Annotated in this window: 23 protein-coding genes and 2 tRNA genes; 16 read left to right on the plus strand and 9 right to left on the minus strand. The window is 56.5% G+C overall.

All coding sequences use genetic code 11. From position 1 onward, the window contains the following. Positions 1-7 precede the first annotated feature (7 nt). The 9 genes from rbfA to AYT24_RS01235 all read left to right on the plus strand — a co-directional run bounded on the left by rbfA (position 8) and on the right by AYT24_RS01235 (position 6,050). On the plus strand, positions 8-370 hold the full coding sequence (gene rbfA / locus AYT24_RS01195; RefSeq protein ID WP_010931934.1) for a 30S ribosome-binding factor RbfA: 363 nt from the start codon (positions 8-10) through the stop codon (positions 368-370). A 28-nt stretch (positions 371-398) separates the two neighbouring features. Further along, a complete protein-coding gene (gene truB / locus AYT24_RS01200) occupies positions 399-1,121 on the plus strand; it encodes a tRNA pseudouridine(55) synthase TruB (RefSeq protein WP_010931935.1) in 723 nt (240 codons plus the stop codon). Between the two features lie 13 nt (positions 1,122-1,134). Then, positions 1,135-2,100 carry a bifunctional riboflavin kinase/FAD synthetase gene (locus tag AYT24_RS01205; RefSeq protein WP_010931936.1) on the plus strand — a complete coding sequence of 322 codons (966 nt, stop codon included), beginning with the start codon at positions 1,135-1,137 and terminating at the stop codon, positions 2,098-2,100. Between the two features lie 60 nt (positions 2,101-2,160). Then, positions 2,161-2,430: a 30S ribosomal protein S15 gene (gene rpsO, locus AYT24_RS01210; RefSeq protein ID WP_010931937.1), complete on the plus strand. Its 270-nt coding sequence runs from the start codon at positions 2,161-2,163 to the stop codon at positions 2,428-2,430. A 75-nt stretch (positions 2,431-2,505) separates the two neighbouring features. After that, the gene (locus AYT24_RS01215; RefSeq protein WP_010931938.1) at positions 2,506-3,393 is read left to right on the plus strand and encodes a YicC/YloC family endoribonuclease; all 888 of its coding nucleotides are present in this window, start codon (positions 2,506-2,508) and stop codon (positions 3,391-3,393) included. Positions 3,394-3,397: 4 nt separating this feature from the next. Further along, positions 3,398-3,985, plus strand: a complete 588-nt coding sequence (gmk, locus tag AYT24_RS01220) for a guanylate kinase (protein ID WP_010931939.1) — start codon at positions 3,398-3,400, stop codon at positions 3,983-3,985. 12 nt (positions 3,986-3,997) lie between these two features. Further along, on the plus strand, positions 3,998-4,351 hold the full coding sequence (locus tag AYT24_RS01225) for a DNA-directed RNA polymerase subunit omega (RefSeq protein ID WP_010931940.1): 354 nt from the start codon (positions 3,998-4,000) through the stop codon (positions 4,349-4,351). Beyond that, the gene (locus AYT24_RS01230) at positions 4,332-4,826 is read left to right on the plus strand and encodes a VOC family protein (protein ID WP_010931941.1); all 495 of its coding nucleotides are present in this window, start codon (positions 4,332-4,334) and stop codon (positions 4,824-4,826) included. Before AYT24_RS01225 ends, AYT24_RS01230 begins: the two co-directional genes overlap by 20 nt. Positions 4,827-4,877: 51 nt before the next feature. Beyond that, positions 4,878-6,050, plus strand: coding sequence for a 6-phosphofructokinase (locus tag AYT24_RS01235; RefSeq protein ID WP_010931942.1), 1,173 nt, complete (start codon positions 4,878-4,880; stop codon positions 6,048-6,050). A gap of 97 nt (positions 6,051-6,147) precedes the next feature. On the opposite strand, the gene AYT24_RS01240 is transcribed toward AYT24_RS01235, so the two are convergent. The 7 genes from AYT24_RS01240 to fni all read right to left on the minus strand — a co-directional run bounded on the left by AYT24_RS01240 (position 6,148) and on the right by fni (position 11,881). Further along, entirely contained in the window at positions 6,148-6,891 is a 744-nt protein-coding gene (locus AYT24_RS01240) for a sugar phosphate nucleotidyltransferase (protein ID WP_010931943.1), read from the minus strand. A 29-nt stretch (positions 6,892-6,920) separates the two neighbouring features. Further along, complete coding sequence (panD, locus tag AYT24_RS01245) at positions 6,921-7,307, minus strand: aspartate 1-decarboxylase (RefSeq protein WP_010931944.1); 387 nt, start codon at positions 7,305-7,307, stop codon at positions 6,921-6,923. Between the two features lie 21 nt (positions 7,308-7,328). After that, a complete protein-coding gene (gene lptC, locus AYT24_RS01250) occupies positions 7,329-7,874 on the minus strand; it encodes an LPS export ABC transporter periplasmic protein LptC (protein WP_226986830.1) in 546 nt (181 codons plus the stop codon). An 18-nt stretch (positions 7,875-7,892) separates the two neighbouring features. Beyond that, on the minus strand, positions 7,893-8,420 hold the full coding sequence (locus tag AYT24_RS01255) for an OmpH family outer membrane protein (RefSeq protein WP_164926824.1): 528 nt from the start codon (positions 8,418-8,420) through the stop codon (positions 7,893-7,895). Between the two features lie 175 nt (positions 8,421-8,595). Then, positions 8,596-9,738, minus strand: a complete 1,143-nt coding sequence (gene dprA / locus AYT24_RS01260) for a DNA-processing protein DprA (protein ID WP_164926825.1) — start codon at positions 9,736-9,738, stop codon at positions 8,596-8,598. Between the two features lie 59 nt (positions 9,739-9,797). Then, positions 9,798-10,796 (minus strand): polyprenyl synthetase family protein, encoded by a 999-nt coding sequence (locus AYT24_RS01265; RefSeq protein ID WP_010931948.1) that lies wholly within the window; start codon positions 10,794-10,796, stop codon positions 9,798-9,800. A gap of 11 nt (positions 10,797-10,807) precedes the next feature. Next, positions 10,808-11,881 (minus strand): type 2 isopentenyl-diphosphate Delta-isomerase, encoded by a 1,074-nt coding sequence (fni, locus tag AYT24_RS01270; protein WP_010931949.1) that lies wholly within the window; start codon positions 11,879-11,881, stop codon positions 10,808-10,810. 107 nt (positions 11,882-11,988) lie between these two features. Between fni and AYT24_RS01275 the strand changes: the two genes are divergently transcribed. Further along, positions 11,989-13,257 carry an ABC transporter permease gene (locus AYT24_RS01275; protein ID WP_010931950.1) on the plus strand — a complete coding sequence of 423 codons (1,269 nt, stop codon included), beginning with the start codon at positions 11,989-11,991 and terminating at the stop codon, positions 13,255-13,257. Here AYT24_RS01275 and AYT24_RS01280 read toward each other — a convergent pair. Together AYT24_RS01280 and glmM are read right to left on the minus strand one after the other, a co-directional pair. Then, positions 13,175-15,136: an ABC transporter ATP-binding protein gene (locus AYT24_RS01280; protein ID WP_010931951.1), complete on the minus strand. Its 1,962-nt coding sequence runs from the start codon at positions 15,134-15,136 to the stop codon at positions 13,175-13,177. The genes AYT24_RS01275 and AYT24_RS01280 overlap by 83 nt on opposite strands. Before the next feature lie 5 nt (positions 15,137-15,141). Continuing rightward, a complete protein-coding gene (gene glmM / locus AYT24_RS01285; protein WP_010931952.1) occupies positions 15,142-16,572 on the minus strand; it encodes a phosphoglucosamine mutase in 1,431 nt (476 codons plus the stop codon). Positions 16,573-16,784: 212 nt separating this feature from the next. On the opposite strand from glmM, the gene rpsT reads away from it, so the two are divergent. The 6 genes from rpsT (at position 16,785) to AYT24_RS01315 (ending at position 21,176) form a co-directional block, all read left to right on the plus strand. Further along, positions 16,785-17,063: a 30S ribosomal protein S20 gene (gene rpsT / locus AYT24_RS01290; RefSeq protein ID WP_010931953.1), complete on the plus strand. Its 279-nt coding sequence runs from the start codon at positions 16,785-16,787 to the stop codon at positions 17,061-17,063. Positions 17,064-17,187: 124 nt separating this feature from the next. Next, entirely contained in the window at positions 17,188-17,793 is a 606-nt protein-coding gene (ruvA, locus tag AYT24_RS01295; protein WP_010931954.1) for a Holliday junction branch migration protein RuvA, read from the plus strand. 6 nt (positions 17,794-17,799) lie between these two features. Further along, entirely contained in the window at positions 17,800-19,104 is a 1,305-nt protein-coding gene (locus AYT24_RS01300; protein ID WP_164926826.1) for a bifunctional folylpolyglutamate synthase/dihydrofolate synthase, read from the plus strand. 290 nt (positions 19,105-19,394) lie between these two features. Continuing rightward, positions 19,395-20,684 carry a transcription termination factor Rho gene (rho, locus tag AYT24_RS01305; RefSeq protein WP_010931956.1) on the plus strand — a complete coding sequence of 430 codons (1,290 nt, stop codon included), beginning with the start codon at positions 19,395-19,397 and terminating at the stop codon, positions 20,682-20,684. Between the two features lie 300 nt (positions 20,685-20,984). Next, positions 20,985-21,057: transfer RNA gene (locus AYT24_RS01310), tRNA-Lys, on the plus strand. A gap of 37 nt (positions 21,058-21,094) precedes the next feature. Next, positions 21,095-21,176 (plus strand) — tRNA-Leu (locus AYT24_RS01315). Positions 21,177-21,418: the final 242 nt, after the last annotated feature.

Genomic DNA, 21,418 nt, shown 5'->3' on the forward strand with positions numbered 1-21,418 from the left:
AGCCCTCATGTCAATACGTACCGATAAAGTCTCCTCGCTGTTGCAGCGGGAGTTGAGTGCTATTTTCGAAAAAGAGCTGCCAAGAAGCGGCCCGCTGGTGACCGTGACCGAGGTGAGAATGACCGCCGATCTTGGTATCGCCAGGGTTTATGTGTCGGTGATCGGATCCGAGGCGCAACGAGCAGAGGTGATGGAGTATCTGGATGCCGAAAACAAGATGATCCGCAAGACGCTCTCTGCGAAAATTCGCCACCAGTTCAGGCGGATTCCTGAGCTGGAGTTTTACGAAGATCGTCTGTTCGAGCAGGCCAACCGGATCGAGCAACTGCTCAAATCGGTCAAGCCTGCCCGGGATGAAGAGCAGCATTAACTCCGCATTGTTTGGAATCGGGATCACGATGATCGATCAAGGCCGCATATCCGTTCTGAGCGAAGAGGGCGACTATCTGCTGGTGGACAAGCCGCTCGACTGGACATCGTTCGATGTGGTGGCCAAGATTCGCGGCGCGTACAAGCGCAATGGCGCAAAGCGGAAGGTTGGGCACTGCGGCACGCTCGATCCAAAAGCCACCGGTTTGCTGATCCTTGCCACGGGGCGCAAGACCAAGACCATCTCGTCGCTTGAACTGCTCGACAAAGCCTACGAAGGCACGATCAGGCTCGGAGCCAAAACGGTGAGTCACGATACGGAGAGCGAGGAGTATGATCTTCGCGACGTGCCTAGCCTCGACGAGAGGGCGATCCGCGAAGCCGCCACGTCGATGATCGGCGAGCGGATGCAGCAGCCTCCAATGCACTCGGCAGTCTGGCACAACGGCAAGCGCCTCTACGAACTGGCGCGGCAGGGTCACGAAGTCAAGGAGCGCAAGGCTCGCCAGATCGAGATTCACCAGTTCGAGATTACCGGTATTGAGTTGCCGTATGTCCATTTTTACATCAGGGTCTCCAAGGGTGCCTATATCCGGGTGATTGCCCATGAACTTGGGGAACTGCTTGGTGTTGGCGGTTATCTCAAATCATTGAAACGGGTTGCGATTGGTCAGTACCAGCTTTCGGATGCGATGAGCGTCGATGCTGTTGTTGACGAAATAACCCGTGCCGCTTCGGTCATCGAAGAGTAAAACCGCAAGGAGTATGCGCGTCGTAGTTTTGCAGGGCGATACGGTCCTTGATTCCGTAAACGGTTTGCCGGTTCAGCTTTCACCGGAGCCATCGGCGGTGACCATCGGTTCGTTCGACGGACTGCATGTCGGTCACCGGAAGATCGTCGGTTCCATGATCGGACACGCCAGGGAGCTGGGTCTCAGAAGCGTCGTGGTGACCTTCGAGCCCCATCCGAGAATCGTGCTCGAAGGTGGCGATGGCTGTCCGGTGCGCTTGCTGACAACCTTCGACGAGAAGATCAGTCAGTTTAGCTCGATGCCGATTGACCTACTCTTCGTGGTGCGCTTTGACCGGCAGTTCGCCTCGAAAAGCTCCGAAGCGTTTATCCGCGAAGTGCTGGTGAAGATGCTCGGCGCGCGCCATGTCACCGTCGGCTATGACCACGGCTTCGGCAAACGGCGGAGTGGAAGCGAAGAGACGCTGCACATGCTCGGCGCGGAGTGCGGCTTCGGCGTCGATGTGGTCGGCGAAGTGATCGTTGCCGGTTCGCCGGTATCGAGCACTCGGATCAGAGGATTGCTTGAAGCGGCAAGGATACGGGATGCCAACGAATGTCTCGGGGCACCGTACGCGATTAGCGGCACGGTGGTCGAAGGCGACAAACTTGGTCGCACCATCGGGTTCCCGACGGTTAATCTCGCCCTTCCCGACCGTTGCAAAATGGTTCCGGCCCATGGAGTCTACGCAGCCAGTATCGAGATTGACGGCAGGGAGTACTCTGCCATGATGAACATTGGTCGTCGTCCGACTGTATCGGAAGATGGCGAGGTGAGGGTTGAGGCTCACATCATCGGGTTTTCAGGAGATCTGTATGGACGGTTTCTGATTGTGAGGATGCTCGATTTTATCAGGGAAGAACGGCGTTTCGCATCAATCGACGAACTCCGGACGCAGCTCGAACTCGATAAAAAAGAGGCGGGATTCTGCAAGAAATAATGTTATATTAAAGGCTATTTTTTATTTCGTTATTTACTAACATATCATAGAGCAAACATCATGGGTCTGACAAAAGAACACAAAACCGAGATTATTACGAAGTTTGGTGATTCTGCGACGGATACCGGAAAAGCGGAAGTGCAGGTTGCCCTGTTCACCCGCAGGATCACCGATCTGACCGGTCACCTTCAGCAGCATCCCAAAGACAAACACTCACGCCGTGGCCTGCTGATGCTGGTCGGCAAGCGCAAGCGTGTGCTGAACTACCTGAAGAAAGTCGATATCGAGCGTTACCGCAAGGTGCTTGCCGATCTCGATCTGCGTAAATAATGGGCTGTATTGTACGCTGGAACCTGCGGGGCCTCTGCTCCGCAGGTATCTTCAAGAATGTAAGAGGGGACGTGTATGTTGGAAAGCATGACCGGATACGGCAGCGCCGAGCGTTCGGAAAAAGGCATGAAGGTGCTTGTCGAACTGCGTTCGGTCAATAATCGTTTTGCCGAAATCGGCGTCAAGCTGCCCAGGCAGTTGCTGTCGTGGGAGCTGGAGGTTAGGGAGCTGATCCGTGCCAGTTTCCAGCGGGGCAAAATATCGGCGTTTGTCCAGCTTCAGCTCGAAGAGGCCGAAGCGTTGCCGGTGACTGTAAACCCTTCGAAAGTGAGGGGCTACAAGGCTCTTCTTGAAACCGTCCGCCGGGAGGCGGAAATCGAAGCTCCGGTAACCCTCGATCATGTGCTTCGTTTTTCCGAGATTTTCGAGCCTGACCACACCATTCTGGAACACCCGGACGAGATCTGGCCTATCGCTCAGTCGGCACTTATTGAGGCTATCGGCAATCTCAAGGAGATGCGCCGGAAAGAGGGTGAAGAGCTTGCGATTGACTTCCTGTCGAGGATCGACGAAATCGAGCGCACGCTCAAAGAGATCAAGGAGATTGCCGCTGGTAATCTCGAAACGATCCGCAAGCGGCTGGCCTCGAAAATCAGCGCCATTGCTGGGTGCGATGTCGAGTACAGCAAGGATCGCCTTGAAATGGAGATCGTCATGGCCGCCGAGCGGCTCGACATCACCGAGGAGTGCATCCGCTTCAGCAGCCATAACAAGTTTTTCATCGAAGAGCTGAACAACAGTTCGAGCGGCTCGGGCCGCAAGCTCAATTTCCTCCTGCAGGAGCAGCTCCGCGAGGCCAACACTATCGCGTCCAAGTCGCAGAATGCCGATATTTCGCAGAAAGTGGTGCATATCAAGGAGGAGCTCGAAAAGGTCAGGGAGCAGTTGCAAAACATCGAATGAGTCTATGAGCGCAGAACAGGTTTTGGACCAGGGCAGGCTGATCGTCTTTTCCGCGCCTTCCGGCACCGGGAAATCGACGGTTGCAAAACTCGTGATGGAGCGTCTCGGCTCTCTCGAATTTTCTGTTTCGGCTACCACGCGCCAGATGAGAGCTGGCGAGCGCGATGGCGTCGATTACCACTTTCTCTCCCGCGAAGAGTTTGAGAAAAAGATCGCTGAAAATGGCTTCATCGAACACGAGTTCTTTTTCGGTAACTTCTATGGGACGCTCCTCGACAAGACCATCGATGCGATCAAAGCGGGCCACAATCTGCTTTTCGATCTCGATGTGAAGGGTGCGCTGAACCTCAAGAGAATTTTTGGAGACCAGGCGCTGCTCGTTTTCCTCAAACCCCCAAGCATGGAGGAGCTTGCCCGCCGCCTGCAGGCGCGCGATAGCGAGAGTGCCGAAGCGCTGAAAAGCCGTCTCGAACGAGCGGAGATGGAGCTTTCCCATGCCGGAGAGTTCGATTTTGTCGTGGTCAACGACGATCTCGGGCGCACCGTCGATGCGGTTGCGACGCGGATCGCCGAGTTTCTTCCACAACCATAACGCACTATTGCCATGTCGGTCAAACCTGTCGATTTGAACAAGCTGAGAAGTACGCATGAAAATCTCTACGAAACCGTTGTAGCCATTTCAAAGAAAGCGAGGGAGATTCAGGAGGAGGAGCGGGCTGAACTCGAAGAGCGCCTGCTGCCCTACAAGGAGATGATCCGGAACCCCGCGTCGGAGTCCGAATCGGAGAAGGTGTTTCCTGAGCAGATTGCCATCAGCGTGGCGTTCGAGTGCCGCGAAAAGCCTACACAGCAGGCGCTGGCGCAGTATCTCGATCACCAGTACGATTATGTGCTCGAAAAGAGTCCCGAAACGAAAGTAGCGCAGAACGAGGATGAAGATGAATCTGACAGGGATTAACCAGATCACGCTCCGGGTCAACGACGTACGGTTGTCCGAAGAGTTCTATGCCGGAATTCTCGGCTTCCGGGTCGATTACCGCGCCGGGGCGAACATCTCCTACCTCCGGATCAATTCCGACATGCTTGTGCTGGTCAAGGCGGAAACGCCGGGGACCGCCGATGCGCGCGACATCCGCGTGGATCACTTCGGATTCAGGCTGGCCTCTGACGCCGAGGTCGATGAGGCCGCCGTCTATCTCGATGACCGCGGCGTGCACCTGGTGACCCGGCCCGCGCATCGCCGCGAAGGACGCGCCTTTTTCGTGATGGATCCGGATGGCAACCTGATCGAATTTTATTCGATGAATGCCACCGGCCTTCAGCCCCTGGCGGAAAACATTGATACCCGTACGGCCAGCGATATTGCCTCAGACTCCCGCCGGGAGCTTGCCGCTGGCCGCGATCTCAAAAAAACGAGACGCTCACGAAAGTAAGCCGGTTCTTGCCGTTTCTTTGCACCCCAACTCTTTGACGGGATAATTGCCATGCATATCGGTGTTTTGACCGGCGGCGGCGACGCTCCCGGCATCAACGCGTGCATCAAGACCATCGTGACGATCAGCACGGAGAAAGGGTATCGGGTGACCGGTATCCGCAGGGGCTGGAACGGTCTTCTGGCGTTTGATCCCGATGATCCGGCATCCCGCACGGAGCATATCGTCGATCTTGACTCCGAGCTTGTCCGCAGAATCGATCGTACTGGCGGCACCCTGCTTCACACCAGCCGCATCAATCCCGGCAACCTCAAAAAGAAAGAAATTCCACCATTTCTTCGCAACTCGCCACACCTGTTGCGCACGGGCTTGCATCACTCCGGAAACTTTGATCTGACCGATCATGTGTTGCGGAGTATTGATGCGCTTGGCCTGGATGTCATCATTGTCATCGGCGGTGACGACACGATCGGCTATGCCGATCACCTGGCCAAAGCTGCTGTCAAGGTGATTGGCGTGCCAAAGACGATGGACAACGATGTTTATGGCTCGGACTACTGCATCGGGTTTGGCACGGCCGTTACCCGCAGTGTCCAGTACATTCATCAGCTGCGTACCAGTTCCGGCTCGCACGAGCGAATCACTATTGTCGAGCTGTTCGGTCGTAGCACCGGGGAAACCTGCCTCGTCAGTGCCTACCTGGCCGGTGTTGACCGCGCCCTCATTCCGGAAGTGCCTTTCGACCCCGAAACTCTCGCCGATTACGTTATTCAGGACAAAGCAGCCAATCCGAGCCAATATGCCATGATTGCTATCAGTGAAGGTGCGCGGATGATTGGCAGCAAGATGATCGAATATTGCGGACGGCGGTACGACGAGGATGGCCATGAGCCTGCCGGAATTGGCCAATTGACCCGTGAAACCATCTCCATGCTGACCGGCCAGGATGTCATCTGCCAGCAGCTGGGCTATCTGATGCGTTCAGGTATTCCCGATGCTCTGGATCTGATGGTCGGCTTCAATTTTGCGCAGCTTGCCGTGGAACTGATTGCAGAAGGCACCTTCGGTGTCATGGTGGCGCTCCAGAAAGGCATCTACACCTGTCTCCCCCTTGCAGAGGTGTCGTCAAACACCAAGCAGGTCGATATCAGTGAACTGTATGACCCGCGCTACTACCGCCCGAAGATGCGAAGCGTCATGGGCAAGCCGATGTTTCTTTATTAGCGGATTACCGATATGGCTTGGAACACTGGAGATTGGGTGGTGGGGCTGTGCCCGGATTGGCCAGATCAGTCGGATATGACCAATCCCACCGATTTTTTCAGCAATACTTTTCGCCTTGCAGGAGCAGTTCTGCTTCCCTGAGTTGTTCGGGGGTGTTGATGCCGCGGATTTCGTTGGCATCGGCTACCTTGAAGGCGCACACTTTTTTGCCTTTTCCAAAGCAGATACCGAACACATCGGTGAGATAGTACTCCCCTTGGGCGTTTTTGTTGGTGATGCCGTGCAGGGCGGAAAACAGCTCGTTGGCGTTGAAGACGTAAACGCCGGAGTTGATTTCAGTTACCGCTTTTTCTTCTTCCGTGGCATCTTTCTGCTCGACGATTCTGAGCACCTCTTCGCCCGCATCACTTCTGATGATCCGCCCGTATCCTGTTGGGTCGTCCATCTCGGCGGTCAGTACCGTGGCGACAGCTTGCCGCGAACGATGGAAGTCGATCAGCTCTCTGAGTGTGCGCCCGGTGAAGAGCGGCGCGTCTCCCGAGAGGATGATAATCTCTCCGCTGAAATCTTTCAGGAACGGTTCAGCCTGCATGATGGCGTGGCCGGTGCCGAGTTGAGGCTCCTGCAAGGCATAATCGAACGGAAAACCGGCGGTTGCAGCCCGAACCAGCTCGGCCTGATGGCCGATGATGAGCACGATCTTGTCGGGATCGAGCGCCTGCGATTTTTCGATGACATACGCCACGAGCGGTTTGCCATTGGCCTCGTGCAGTACCTTCGGGAGAGCCGATTTCATTCGCGTGCCTTTACCGGCGGCCATGATGACGATTGCCAGGCTCATAAAGTTCTTGCTGAGGGGTTGAGATGGCTTCAGCCAAGATATTCGTCTTCGGAACCTACCCGGTGGCGTCGCTTCGGATTGTTCATCCGGTCAACGATGACAATCATCGGTTTCCAGTTGCGCGCCTCTTCCGGTTCCATTTCGGCGAAGGTCATGATGATGATCTCGTCGCCGGGCAGCGCGCAACGGGCCGCCGCGCCATTGAGCTGGATTTCGCGCAGTCCGCGTGTTCCCTCGATGATGTAAGTCTCGAATCGCTCACCGTTGTTGTTATTGACAACCAGCACCTTTTCATTGGCGATCATATCGGCCATGTCAAGCAGCTCCTTGTCGATGGTGATGCTTCCTTCGTATTCCAGGTCTCCACTGGTGACAATGGCGTTGTGGATCTTGGATTTGAGCATGTGTAATTTCATAACGACGCAAACAGAGTCGAATTATTTTGATAAGGCTTCACCGCTGGCATGGAAAATCCTGTACCGTTTCATGGCGTCATCGCTTTCAAAGCCATAGCCTCGTATGGTACGGGAGGGGCCTGAAATGGTGACATATTTGTCGGACCGTATCATACGGTTGCTGCTTGATCGGGAGATATGTTCGGTGCGAATGACCGTGTTGTCCGCTGAACGGATGACGACGTTATCGAATGCTTCGATATCCTGATTGTCATGCACGATGCCTCGACCTGCCGTTATCAGGGTTACGCTGCCATCACGGTTGATCAGTTGTACGTTGATTCCTCCATCGAGCCGGATTTCCTGTTTCTCTCCCTGACGGTATTCAGCTGCATGACGGGCGCTGACAATCGTTTTGGTTCTGCCATTGTCAGAAACCACCAGGGTGACATTCCAGCTTTCCTGGGAAGGCATATCTTTTGCGTAAACAGCAGCCGCCGGCGTGCGAGCCTCCTTTTTGGGAGCACTACAGCCAGCGGCACCGAACACTATTGCCAGAGAAAAAAAAGTTGTCCGGCGAAAATTCAAAGGGCTTCCAGGCGAATGTTACTTGATGTTCAACTTGTCGAGCACCTTGTAGGTGATATCGGACTGCTCATCGCCGTACACACGGGCGTTCTTGTCGAAAATCATGCTGTACCCGTCTTTTTTGGCGACCGTGGCAACGGCGACGTCGATTTTCTGACGGATAGGAATGATAAGCGCCTGCTCTTTCTGAGCGAGCAGCCTCTGTTTTTCCAAAGCGCTTTTCTGCAGGTTCTCCTCTTGAGCGCGAAGCTCTTTCTCTTTCACTGCGTTTGGTTTCCTTTCTTTCTGATAAGCTTGGATGGCGCTCTGGAGCGCGCTCTGCTGTTTGGCAAGCTCTGCGTTGCTCTGGTTTTTCATCGCCTGGAGGGTCTGGTCGGCGGCTTTGGTTTCCGGCATCATCTGGAAAATCTTGCCATAATCGACCACGCCTATTTTCTGGGCATTATCGGCAGCAAAAGCCTGTGGAGCCGAGAAGCTCATACCGAGCGTGAGCGACATGAACAGAAATCCTGATACCGCTTTTTTGATTCCTTTGAAATCTGACATTATCGGTGTGTTTAGGTTTTTCATGATACAGCGTGTACGGTTCTTTGTTATTGTCATCGAGAATCGATACCCCAAAAAATAACATTTCCGGTTTTAAAATACTATTGCAGCCGAGAAAAACAGGATGAGAGAAACATTCTCTGCGTTGTCGTTACCGTTTGGTTTTTTGAGCGTTTCAGGGGGTACGTTTCCTGAAAATCTGCCCGGGCTCCTGCTCTATGATCCGTTTTAGCTCAAGCTCGAACAGATGCACCAGAAGGGCGTCTATCTTCAGACCGGTTTTTTCAGCGATCAGGTCGATATGCATTGCGCCTGACTGAAGCGCTTCGACGATGCACGACTCCTCGATGTTCAGGTCGAACGGTTCGGAAGCTTCGGGATGTGTTTTCAGCGCAGGATGTTGCGCTGGGTTGAGTTCGGCGAGAATGTCTTCAGCGGAAAATACCGGCTTGGCATGGTTTTGCTGGATGAGGTAGTTGGTGCCGCGTGAGGTGCCTGAAAAAATACTTCCCGGTATAGCAAATACTTCGCGATTCTGTTCGAGGGCATAGGACGCCGTGATCATCGAGCCGCCCTTGATGTCCGATTCGACGATCAGCGTGCCTTGGGCCAGGCCGGCGATCAGGCGGTTTCTTCGCGGAAAATTGCCCGGTTCGGGCTTGATGCCGATCCACTCTTCCGAGACGATCGCGCCTCGTTCGAGTATCCTCGGCCAGAGTCGCCCGGCGGGGTCGGTGTAGATGCGGTCAATGCCGCATCCAAGCACGGCGATCGTCACGCCATTACTCTCCACCGCTGCGCGGTGCGCCATCATGTCGATGCCGTATGCCAGGCCGCTGAGGATGGCGTAACCGTTGTTTACCATTTCGCGGCAGATGAACTCGGTGGCCTGCTTGCCGTATGCCGTGGCCTTGCGGGTGCCGACGACGGCGAGCGAGGGCACGCAGAGCGCCTCGGGATTGCCGCGAGCGAAAAGCAGAAGTGGCGGATCGTAAATCTCTTTCAGGAGTGGTGGATAAGCCGGGTCGAGAATCGTGATGACCGAGGCTTCCAGCCGTTCCGCCCGTGCGAGCTGATTTTCCCCCTTCTCGCGCGCTTTGTCGCGCCACGCCGGGTTTGCGAGCCGCTCGGCGGTTTCGCGGGCGGTGGTCTCTCCAATGCCGGGAATCTGGCGCAGGGCATCATAGTCCGCTTCGAGGAGTGCGGGGGTCGCACCGAAACGGTTCAGCAGGGCGCGAGCTCTCGAGGGGCCGATGCCGGGAAGCTGCGAAACGATGAGCAGCAAAAGCGCTGCGCCTGGCTCAGGGGTTGTGGTCATGGTTGGGGGCAGGGGAGTTGAAGAGCGTTCGGGGGGAGGGGCGACCCCCCGGAACAAGCTCAGAAATCGCGCTTCATGAGAATGTTGGCAAAGCCTCTCAGATAGCCGCGTCCCTCCTCGAACGGAAGGGCGTCGAGCGCTGCCAGCGCTGCTTCGGTATCCTCGTTGATTTTCGCCCTGGTCTCGTTGAGCACACCGCACTTCTCGAAGATCGCCTTGACCGCTGGGACGTTGTCGGGCGAGGTGCCGTTGTTGTCGAAGATCGATTGTAAAAGCTCGCGGTCAGCGCCTTCGGCCAGTTCGAGCGAACGGAGCAGCAGCCAGGTCTTTTTGCCGTTGATGACGTCGCCGCCCGGCACCTTGCCCGACTTGCCGTCTCCGGCCATGATGTCGAGATAGTCATCCTGAATCTGGAAAGCTCGTCCGATCTTTTCGCCGAAGGTGACCAACGCTGCGATCTGCTCCGGCGTGCCGTCGCCCGCAACGCCGCCCGCTTCGAGCGCCGCCGAGATGAGTCGCCCCGTCTTTTTGGAGATCATGTCGAGGTAGTCGGCGATGGTGACATCCTTGCGCTGTTCGAGCTCCATGTCGAGCGCCTGCCCTTCGCAGATCGTGATGTTGGCATCGTTGAAGATGTGGATTATTTCGGCGTGGCGCGAACTGATCGCCTTGAGTGCCAGCTCGTAGGCGTAGGCGATCATCATGTCACCCGAAAGAATCGCCGCGTTGACATTCCACTGCTTGTGCACGGTGGGACGGCCATGGCGCAGATCGGCCTGGTCCATGATGTCGTCGTGCATCAGGGTGAAGTTGTGCAGCACCTCGATACCGAGGGCAACGCCAAGCGCGTTGTCGGACTTGCCGCTGACCGCTTCGGCGGCAAGCAAAGTCAGGAACGGACGGATTCGCTTACCCTTTCCTTCGAGAATGTAGCGCGCAGGGTCGTAAAGGGTTGCCGGCTTCTCTTTCGGAAAGCAGGCGGCAAGCGCTTCGTTGATCTTTGCATGGTATTGCCGGTACTTGCTTTCAACCTGTGCTTGGGTAATCGGTGAGGACATGACTGCTGTCGTCAGGGTTTACGGTAGATTCGTGCGTGTTTAAGCTGTTCGATGGTGGCCGATCCGGTCAGGAACATGGCCGCCCGAAGATCGTTTGCCCATGTCCGGATCGTCTCTTCAAGCGTCCCCGAGTGCAGGGCCTTGAGCAGGTGCTGCGCGGAGGCCGCGATGTTGGCGCCGAGTGCGATTGATTTGGCGATGTCGAGTCCGTTGCGGATGCCGCCCGACGAGATGACGCTGAGTGCGTCGTACTCCGGGTTTTGCCGTTTCAGCGTCTGGATACTGGTTAGGCACTCGGCGGTCGGGATGCCCCAGTTCAGAAATTCATCGAGCGCCGATGGGCTGAAGCGCTCCTCGTGGCCGAAGCGGTCGAGGTAGCGACACTCTTCGACCTTCTGCCAGCTGATGCCGCCCGCTCCGGCCACGTCGATGGCCCTGACGCCCGCGTCGGCGAGTTTCCGGGCGACGGTCGCCGAGATGCCGCAGCCCACCTCCTTGGCGATGACCGGCACGCCGATGGTGGCGGTGATGTCGTGCAGCCGGTCGAGAAATCCGCTGAAGTCGGTGCCGCCCTCCGGCTGGAACAGCTCCTGCGCCGGATTGAGATGCACGATGAGCCCGTTGGCCTCGATCAGATCGATCAATGTCGAGAGCTGATCACGGCTCAGTCCGGCGGCTACTTCGGGCGCGCCGATATTGGCGAAGATCGGCACCGAGGGAGCCGACGAACGCACGACCGAGAAGCTTTCGCGATGCGATGAACCTTCGAGCGCCTGGCGCATGCTGCCCACGCCGAGCGGGATGCGGAAGCGCTCGGCCGCTTCGCCAAGAGCACGGTTCAGGGCGAGTGCATTACCGTAACCTCCGGTCATCGAAGAGATCATCAGCGGCAAACCGATAGCATGGCCGAGAAACTCCGTCGAAAGGTCGATCTGCGCAAAATCGACTTCGGGCGCGGCGTTGTGCTCAAATCTCCAGGAATCAAGACCAGTATCCTGCCCGTCGAAACAGACCGGCCGGTTAAGGCAGATATCGACGTGGCTATGCTTGCGTTCGGCGGTTATGGCTGCGCTGGCTTCTTGCATTGACGGATAGCGGCTCCCGGGTTGAACAATTTTTAGAGGTGCTCTGTAAAGTATAACTTATGGCAAATATACCATAACTTTTTTCGGGCTTGTCCGGTTTGCGCCTTATGTTCAGAACCCTGTTCGATATAGCCATCAGGCACATTCTCGGGCGCAAGCGCCAGACGCTGACCACTATGCTTGCTGTCTCTGTCAGTACGATGGTGCTCATCACCACCATTTCGCTGACGAGAGGGCTGCTCGATTCGTTCACTGAAACCATTATCGACGCGGCGCCGCATATCCGGATCAAAGGCGAGAAGATCGATCCGATGCCGACCAACCTTTTTGATTCGCTGGCTGTTTCGAGAAAGGCTTTCGTGACCGACAATATCGGCAGGGATGAACCCGAGGAGGTGCGCAATTACGGGAGAATCCTCGATATTGTTTCATCTCAGGCGTTCTCCGGAAAAGTCGTCGCCGCGTCGCCGTTCGTCGAGTCGCAGATCATTGCAGTCAAGGGGAATCGCACCCAGCCGGTGGTGCTCAAGGGAGTGGATATTGATCGCGAAGATCGTATTAGCCACATCGGGCGCAGCCTTACCTCCGGCGATCTGGTGCTTTTCAGAAAAACCCCAGATGCGCTGCTGGTCGGCAGTTCCGTAGCCACAGATCTCGGCGTGGAGCTGAACGACCAGGTCACCATCATTACGCCCGACGGACGCAGTCGGCAGGGCAAGGTCACCGGAATATTTTTTACCGGTATTAACGCAGCCGATAACACGATTCTCTCGTCACTCAAACTCGGCCAGATTGTCGAGGGAATGCCACCCAACAAGGTTACCGGCATAGCGCTGAAGGTCGTTGATCCCCTCAATGATGCGCCACTGGCTCGGGATCTGGAGCGGATGACCGGCTACCGGTGCCTGACCTGGCAGGAGGAGAATGCCAGTGTGCTGGTGCTGTTCAAGCGGATCGGTTCCATCGTCCTGTCGCTCGTGGGATTCGTTGGCGTGGTGTCGGGATTTGGCGTGGCCAACATCCTTGTGACGACCGTGTTCGAGAAGAGCCGCGACATTGCCGTCATGAAGTCGTTCGGCTTCTCGTCGGCGCAGATGGTGGGGCTGTTCGTCTTCGAGGGCTTTCTCGTCGGCCTCGGCGGCGCGCTGACCGGCGGCATCTTGGCGACCGGCTCCATTGGCTTTCTGGCCAGCCTGCACATCGAAAGCTCGCAGGGGCCACTCACCAAAAGCGGCTTTAGCATGTCGTGGAATCCCTGGTACTTTTTCTTTGTCATCGTTGTGACGGTCATCATCAGCACGATTGCGGCAGCGATTCCTTCGCTCCGGGCAGCAAGGCTGGAGCCGGTGACGGTGTTGCGGGAGAGCAATTTGTAGAGGGAAGATCGGCCGGCTCGGACTTATCCGACTGACCTGGCGAATTCTTCACCCCCGCGCCTTCCATTCTGCCGCGCTCCGGGTGCTGCAATAAATACAGCTTGTAGTACAAACCGCGCTGGGCGAGCAGCTCCTGGTGGGTGCCGGTTTCGCGGATGGTGCCTTTGTGCAGCACCACGATTTTGTCGGCGTGCTGGATCGTCGAGAGGCGGTGGGCGATGATGATCGAGGTTCGGTGCTTCATCAGCCGGTCGGTTGCCTGTTCGATGAGCGACTCGGTTTCGGTGTCGACCGAGCTGGTGGCTTCGTCGAGCACGAGAATGTCCGGGTTGTAGAGCAGCGCCCGCACGAAGGCGAGAAGCTGCTTCTGGCCCGCCGAGAGGCCGGAGCCGTTCTCGCGGATGCGGTAGTCGTAGCCGTCCGGCAGCTTTTCGATGAAACGGTCAGCGCCTACGATGCGTGCCGCCTCGTGAATCGTTTCGTCCGAAATCGATGGATCGCCGAACGAGAGATTCTCACGGATCGAACCGGTGAAGAGCACCACATCCTGCATCACTACTCCTACGAGCTTGCGCAGATCGTGGCGGGGAATGTCGCTCAGCTCGATGCCGTCGATGGTCACTGAACCCTTTGCGTAGGGATAAAATCTCGAAAGAATGTTGATGAGTGTGGTCTTGCCGCTGCCGGTTGCGCCGACGATGGCCACGGTTTCGCCCGCCTTGATCTCCAGCGAAATGTCGCGCAGCACCCAGTGCTCCTCGTCGTAGGCGAACCACACCTTGTCGAAACGGATCCGATCCCGAAAAGAATCGAGTGAGTGAGCGCTCTCCGTCGGTTCGGCATCGAGCGGCTCTTCGAGCAGCCGGAAGATACGGTCGGAGCTGGTGATGGCGGTCTGCATAATGTTGAACTGGTCGGAGAGGTGCTGCAACGGGCGGAAGAAGAGCCAGATGAACTGCACGAATGACACTACCACGCCCACCGACAGATCGGTCTGCATGATGCGCGTCGCGCTGAACCAGACCACCAGACCCGCCGCCGCCGAGCTGAGGAACTCGATCAGCGGGGAGTAGATCGAAAAGTAGAAGACCGTTTTGATGTTGGCGTCGCGGTGGTCGGCGTTGATGGCGGAGTGCTTCATGAACTCGGCCTCTTCGCGCGAGAAGAGCTGCACCACCTTCATGCCGGTGATGTGCTCCTGGAAAAAGGCGTTCAGGCGGGCCAGATGCGTCCGGACATCGAGAAACGCCTGGCGCATCTTGTTCTTGAAAAAGATGGTCGAGTAGATCATCACCGGCAAAATGCTCAGCACGACCAGCGTCAGCCGCCAGTCGGTCAGGAACATCATCGCCACGATGAAGAGCAGTTGCAGCATGTCGCCGATGATGGTGATGAGGCTGCTTGACAACATTTCGTTGAGCGCCTCGACGTCGTTGGTGGTGCGGGTGATGATGCGCCCCACCGGGTTTCGGTCGAAGTAGCGGATCGGCAGGCGCTGCAAGTGGCGGAAGATGTCGAGGCGGATGGCATAGACCGCTTTCTGGCCGATGAGCTGTGTCAGCCAGGTGGCGGCGTACTGCTTGACGCCGTCGAGCACGATTACGAGCAGCATCAACAGGCTGATGACGGCAAGGCCCTTGTGGTCGCCCTTGGCGATGTGGTCGTCGATGGCGATGCGGGTCAGCCAGGGGCGCAGCGGCGTCAGGATCGCGCCGAAGGCGGTCAGCGCCACCGCGCCCGCCACCAGCCCCTTGAAGGGCTTGATGTAGCCGAGCAGCTGCTTGATAATATAGCGGTCAACGGAACCCTTTTTCCGATTGCCGAGGGTTTCGTCCTGCTGCGTGCGGAATCCCGATGCCGCTCCTGCGCCCATTCTCATGCCTGTCAGTTCTTGGCCGGATTTGCCGAAGCGGCGGTTTCGATCTCTTCGATGAAGCGCGCGGCAAGGGCGTCGGCCTCTGCCTGCGTCGAGGCTTCAGTGTAAATCCTGACGATCGGCTCGGTGTTCGAGGGGCGAAGGTGCACCCATCCATTCTCGAAGTCGAGCTTAAGGCCGTCGAGGCGGTTGCACTCCGCATCGGGATGGTTTGCCGCCACCGTGTCGAAAATTCTGTCGAGCGACTCTTTCGAGAGCGTCGTTAGTTCGACCTTCTTTTTCGACATGAAGTAGTCGGGGAAGGTTTTGCGGAACTCCGAGAGCGTGCCGCCTGTTGCGGATTTCCACCCGGCGAAGGCCTGGATGAAGAGCGCGATGCCGGCGAGCGCGTCGCGTCCGTAGTGCAGCTCCGGCAAAATGATGCCGCCGTTGCCTTCGCCGCCGATTACCGCCTCTTTCTCCTTCATCACCTCGATTACGTTGGCCTCGCCGACTTTCGCGCTGAAGCACTCGACCTCGTGCTTGCGGGCGATGTCGAAGAGCGCGTGGCTGCTCGACAGGTTGTTGACCACCGGGCCTTTGTGGTGCTTCAGGTAGAAATCGGCGCATGCGATGAGGGTATATTCTTCGCCAAAGAGCGTCCCGTCCTCGCACACCAGTGCGAGCCGGTCAACGTCGGGATCGACGATGATGCCGAACTCGCAGCTCTCGCTGGCAAGAATCGCCATCGTCTGGCGGAGGTTCTGCTCTATCGGCTCGGGGTTGCGCGGAAAGATGCCCGTGCCTTCGCAGGCGAGTGTCTTGATTTCGGTGATGCCCAGCTTGCGGCACAGCTCCGGCACGATGTACGAACCGGCCCCTTCGACGGCGTCGATCAGCACCCGGAAGTTCATGCTTTTGACGAGGTCGAGGTCGAGGCAGGAGAGCTTCAGGATTTTGTCGATATGTGCGGCGTCCCACGAGCCGTTTGCCGTCACGGTGCCGATGCCATCCCAGCGGGCGAAGTCGAACGCTTTTTTCTCGGCGATCTCGAGCAGCTCTCCGACGTCGGACGCAGTGAGGAATTCGCCCTTTTCGTCAAGCATTTTCAGCGCATTCCACTCGACGGGGTTGTGCGAGGCGGTGACGATCAGGCCGCCGTCGGCGCCTTCACCGGCGGTGGCGATCTCGACTGTCGGCGTGGTGGTCATGCCGACGTCGATCACGTCGCAGCCGCAGAGCGAGAGCGCGTTGGAGACCAGACCGGTGATGACGGCGCCGGTCGGACGGCTGTCTCTGCCGATGACGATTATCGGCTTCGCCAGCGAGCCGGGATTCAGCGCCTGTTTCCGCCGCCTGATCCAGGTGGCGAAGGCCATGGTGAATGCCGTAAGGTTTTCCGGGGTGAGGCTCTTGCCGACCACGCCGCGGATGCCGGAGACGCTGATCATCAAGCTCATTGGCTTATAATCGTGAGAGTTGACAGTGATATGCTGTTTTGTTGCGGGGGGAATATACAGAAAAAAACACCGAAGCCTGCTTGTCCGTCTGGCGGATTCTGTCAATAATTTGTTTCGATATTTTTTAATTTTCGAGCCGGGTTCGTATATTAAATGCCTTTTGTTGCGGATACCGCACACTCTTAACAAGCATATTATAACAGCACAAGGTTATGCCTCTACACAAATCAGCCGAAAAAAGACTCAGACAGGCAGCGCGCAGAAATGAAAGGAACCGTGCCCGTAAAAAGGAACTCAAGGGCGTTTTGAAGAATATGCAGAAGCTGATCGACGCCAACGCAGCAAAGAGCGAAGTCGAGGCGGCATACAAGGCTGCCGTGCAAAAGCTTGACAGACTTGGCGTGAAGCGCTACATCCACCCCAACAAGGCGTCGCGCAAGAAAGCACAGCTGACCAAAGCGCTCAACAACTACACGCCGACTGCTAGCTGATCATCGGGCTTCTGCAAGCGTGCCGCGAGCGGGCGATGTTTCATATTCAGTCATACCCGGCCAGCAGCTGGCGCTTTGAAGGCGCTAAGAGTTCGCAAACCGGGTATTGTCCATTCCATTCATCATGTTCGCATTTTTGAGAGGTGAGCTGGTAACAGTCTCCCGTGAGGAGGCGGTTGTCGAGGTATCCGGCATCGGGTACCTGCTGCACATCTCGTCCGGCACGAGCCGCCGCCTGCCCCCGGAGGGGAGTCAGGTTCGTCTCTTTACCCATCACTACGTTCGCGAGGATGCTCAGCAACTTTTCGGCTTTCTCGACGAAGAAGAGCTTCAGCTTTTCCGCTTGTTGCTTACCATCGGTGGAGTCGGACCGAAGCTGGCGATGGCTGTGCTGTCGGGTCTGAGCGTTGGCGAAATCCAGGAAGCGATTGTCGCCAATCGTCCGGAAACCCTTTACGGCATTACCGGTGTGGGCAAAAAAACCGCCTCCCGTATCATTCTCGAACTGAGGGACAAGATTCTCAAAATCCAGCCAGCGGCAAGCGGCAAAACGGCGGGTGCGCCTCAAGCTCTTCAACTGAACGAAGATGCCCTCGCGGCGCTCATGACGCTCGGTTTTCCGAAGCCAGCGGCTCAGAAAGCCATTTCGGGCATTCTGGAGACTTCTCCCGGCTTGTCGGTCGAAGAGGTTGTCAGGGCCGCGCTTATCGCTATTCACAACAACTTCTGAGTCACTGTGGATTACCAGCAAGCTATCGATTTCCTGTTTCCCCTTCATCGTTTTGGCATCAAACCCGGCCTTGAACGTATCGAAGCGCTGCTCGACGTGCTCGGTCATCCGGAGCGCAAACTCGGCACCATTGTGCATGTCGCCGGAACCAACGGCAAGGGCACGGTAGCTTCGTGCGTTGCTTCGATTTTCAGCACCTCGGGCCGCAAAACCGGCCTGTTCACATCGCCGCACCTGGTCGATTTCACGGAGCGGATCCGCATCGACGGCCAGCAGATTGGCCAGGCGCGAGTCGCTGAATATTGTACCAAGCTGCAACCGGCGGTCGAAACGGGCGCGACCTTTTTCGAAACGACCACGGCGATGGCGTTTGCCTTTTTCGCCGACGAAGGCGTCGATGCCGCGGTGATCGAAACCGGCATGGGGGGGCGGCTCGATGCGACCAATGTCGTGCAACCGGAGATTGTTATCATTCCGAGCATCGGCATGGATCACACCGAGTGGCTCGGCGGGAGCCTTCGCGAAATAGCCGCCGAGAAGGCGGCGATCATCAAGCGGTGCTCGCGCGTTTTCACCGCCGTGCCGGAAGCGGGCGAGGCGTTCGCGCCGATCCGCGAGGCCGCCGAAGCGGTGGGCGCGGAGCTGCATCAGGTTGAGCGGGAGGCGGAGTGTTTGGTGGAGGAGGTTTGCCCGGGCGCTCTCGCCCTGCGAATTTCGCTCGATGGTGGCGAGTCGCGGCAGTTTCGGGCTGCGCTCACCGGCTCATTCCATGCGCCGAACGTTTGCCTTGCCGTCATGGCCGCCCGTTCCGAGGGGATCTCGTGGGAGCATATCGATGATGGGCTGGCAAGGCTTGGCGCTTCGGGTTACCGGGCACGCCTGGAACGAATCGCGGACAAACCGGTGGTGATGCTTGATGTCTCCCACAATCCGGAAGGGATGCAGAAAACCGCGCAGTCGATTCTGGAGCTTCGAAACTGCTTCCGCTTCCTGTACGTGATCATTGGCGTTGCGGCCGACAAGGATGCTGCCGGTATCGTTCACCATATCGCGCCGATTGCCGACGAAATTGTCGCTGTGGATCTGCCGGTGGAGCGGAGTCTTCAGGCGGAGGTGCTCGAGCGGTTGTGCGTGGAAGCCGGGGCGCAGTATGTCAGCTCGCGCCACTCGGCTGCCGAGGCGCTGGAATTTCTCGATCAGCGCGTCGAACCCGAAGATATGATTCTGGTGACGGGTTCTTTCTATCTTTCCGGAGAGGTGGCGGCGATGGAGCGGTTTCGTTCACCGGGTGCATCGGCCGGCGCGATATGATTCATCTGTTTTTACATAAAATATTTTATATTCGTGTTGACCTCTGAGATTCTCCAGCCAAGGCAGGAGCCTTCCGCTGGCGGTTCTCCTGGTAAATACCGGTTTCATTACATACCATCTTACCTCATACGGCTTCTTTTCTCATTTTCATGTCGCTTTCTGCAGGATCGAAGGTGTCATTCACCATATCCGGCGGCCATCGACGATGATCCCGTTGTTTCTCCTCAGTGATTACGCATGAGGCAGTTCTTTTACTGCATCCTTAACCATTAAGCGTTGACCAATCAATAATGTCGAACAATTCGGTATCCAAAGGCCTGGACATCAATGCACTCCAGAAGAAAAAGGTTCATGAACTCAATGCCATCGCCAAAGAGCTTGGCGTGATTACTGCCGGTTTTCGGAAGGAGGAGTTAATCTACAAGATTATCGAGGCGCAGTCCCTGAAAAATCCTGATTCCGAGAGTGGACAGGTAATGGTCAATACCGGAGTGTTGCAGGTCATACCCGAAGGCTACGGTTTCCTGCGATCCTCAAACTACAACTACCTCTCTTCCCCCGACGACATCTACGTTTCTCCTTCACAGATCAAGCGTTTCAACATGCGAACCGGCGACACCGTCTCCGGTCAGGTCAGGGCGCCGAAAGAGGGAGAGCGCTTCTTTGCGCTGCTGAAGATCAACACCATCAACGGAAAGGATCCCGAAGTGACCCGCGAGCGTCCTTTCTTTGAGAACCTGACGCCGCTCTTTCCCCATTCGCGTCTCAAGCTCGAAACCCGTCAGAACGAGTACTCCGGGCGCATCATGGATATTTTCACGCCCATCGGCAAAGGCCAGCGCGGCCTGATCGTCGCCCAGCCGAAGACCGGTAAGACCATTCTGTTGCAGATGATCGCCAACGCCATCATCAAAAACCATCCGGAGGTTTATCTCATCGTACTGCTTATCGACGAGCGCCCTGAGGAGGTGACCGACATGGCTCGCAGCGTGGAAGCGGAGGTGGTCAGCTCGACCTTCGATGAGGATCCGGAGCGGCACGTGCAGGTGGCCGACATGGTGCTTGAAAAGGCCAAGAGGCTGGTTGAGGTTGGTCACGACGTGGTGATTCTGCTCGACTCTATCACCAGACTCGCCCGCGCGCACAACACCATCATTCCGCATTCCGGCAAGATTCTCTCCGGTGGTATCGACGCCAACGCGCTCACCAAGCCGAAGCGCTTTTTCGGCGCGGCGCGAAATATCGAGGAGGGGGGCAGTCTAACCATTATCGCCACGGCGCTGGTCGATACCGGTTCGCGCATGGATGATGTTATCTTCGAAGAGTTCAAAGGTACTGGTAACATGGAACTTGTGCTCGACCGGCGTCTTTCGGAGCGCAGAATCTTTCCGGCCATCGATATTCTCCGCTCGGGAACCCGAAAAGAGGAGCTGCTGTTTACCCAGGAAGAGCTGTCGCGTACCTGGCTGCTTCGGAAATACCTCGGCGACAAGAACCCCATCGAATGTATGGAGTTCATGCGTGAGAAAATCGTTGAAACCAAGGATAACAAGGAGTTCTTCAAGTACATGAATGCCTGACCTGATTGATCGGGCTGATTCTGCGAATCCGTCGAATTGGCCCATCGGATTCAACTTGCCGCTGTTTCCGGAGTAAAAGTGTCCTCCGGTATTTTTAATTTGGAAGAATTCTCTTGAGGCCCTATATTACTTGCCTTCTAAAACAAAGGAAAGAATTTACTATTCATGCCCTGCGGAAAAAAAAGAAAACGCCATAAAATGGCAGTACACAAACGCAAAAAGATGCGCCGTAAGAACAGGCACAAGAAGCGTTTGCGGTACCAGAACAAGTAGGCTTGTAAAAAGCCGTGAAGCTTGGTTGAGAATATAGCTCAGTCGGTAGAGCAACTGCCTTTTAAGCAGTGGGTCGAAGGTTCGAGTCCTTCTATTCTCACTGGGTACAAGTTTGTTCCCTGAAATACATGCAAAATGCCCGAGTGGTGGAATTGGTAGACACACCATCTTGAGGGGGTGGCGCCGTTAGGTGTAGGAGTTCGAATCTCCTCTCGGGCACATAAACAAAAAAGCCGCAATACGCGGCTTTTTTGTTGTCGTGAAGAAGCTCATCTTCAAGCATGCGGCTTCCTGTTCCGGCGGGTCGTTCCCTTGAGGGTGCTTGCTCTGCAGAGTCGGCCCTTAAGGTTCACGCCGACAAATAAACAGAAGCGCTCCTCTTTGATTGAGAAATGTTTAACGGTACTTTTTCGTTACAGACTCACGGCATAACACCGCTTCCGTTGAAACGATAACTGTTC

Source organism: Chlorobaculum tepidum TLS (assembly GCF_000006985.1).
GTDB lineage: Bacteria > Bacteroidota > Chlorobiia > Chlorobiales > Chlorobiaceae > Chlorobaculum > Chlorobaculum tepidum.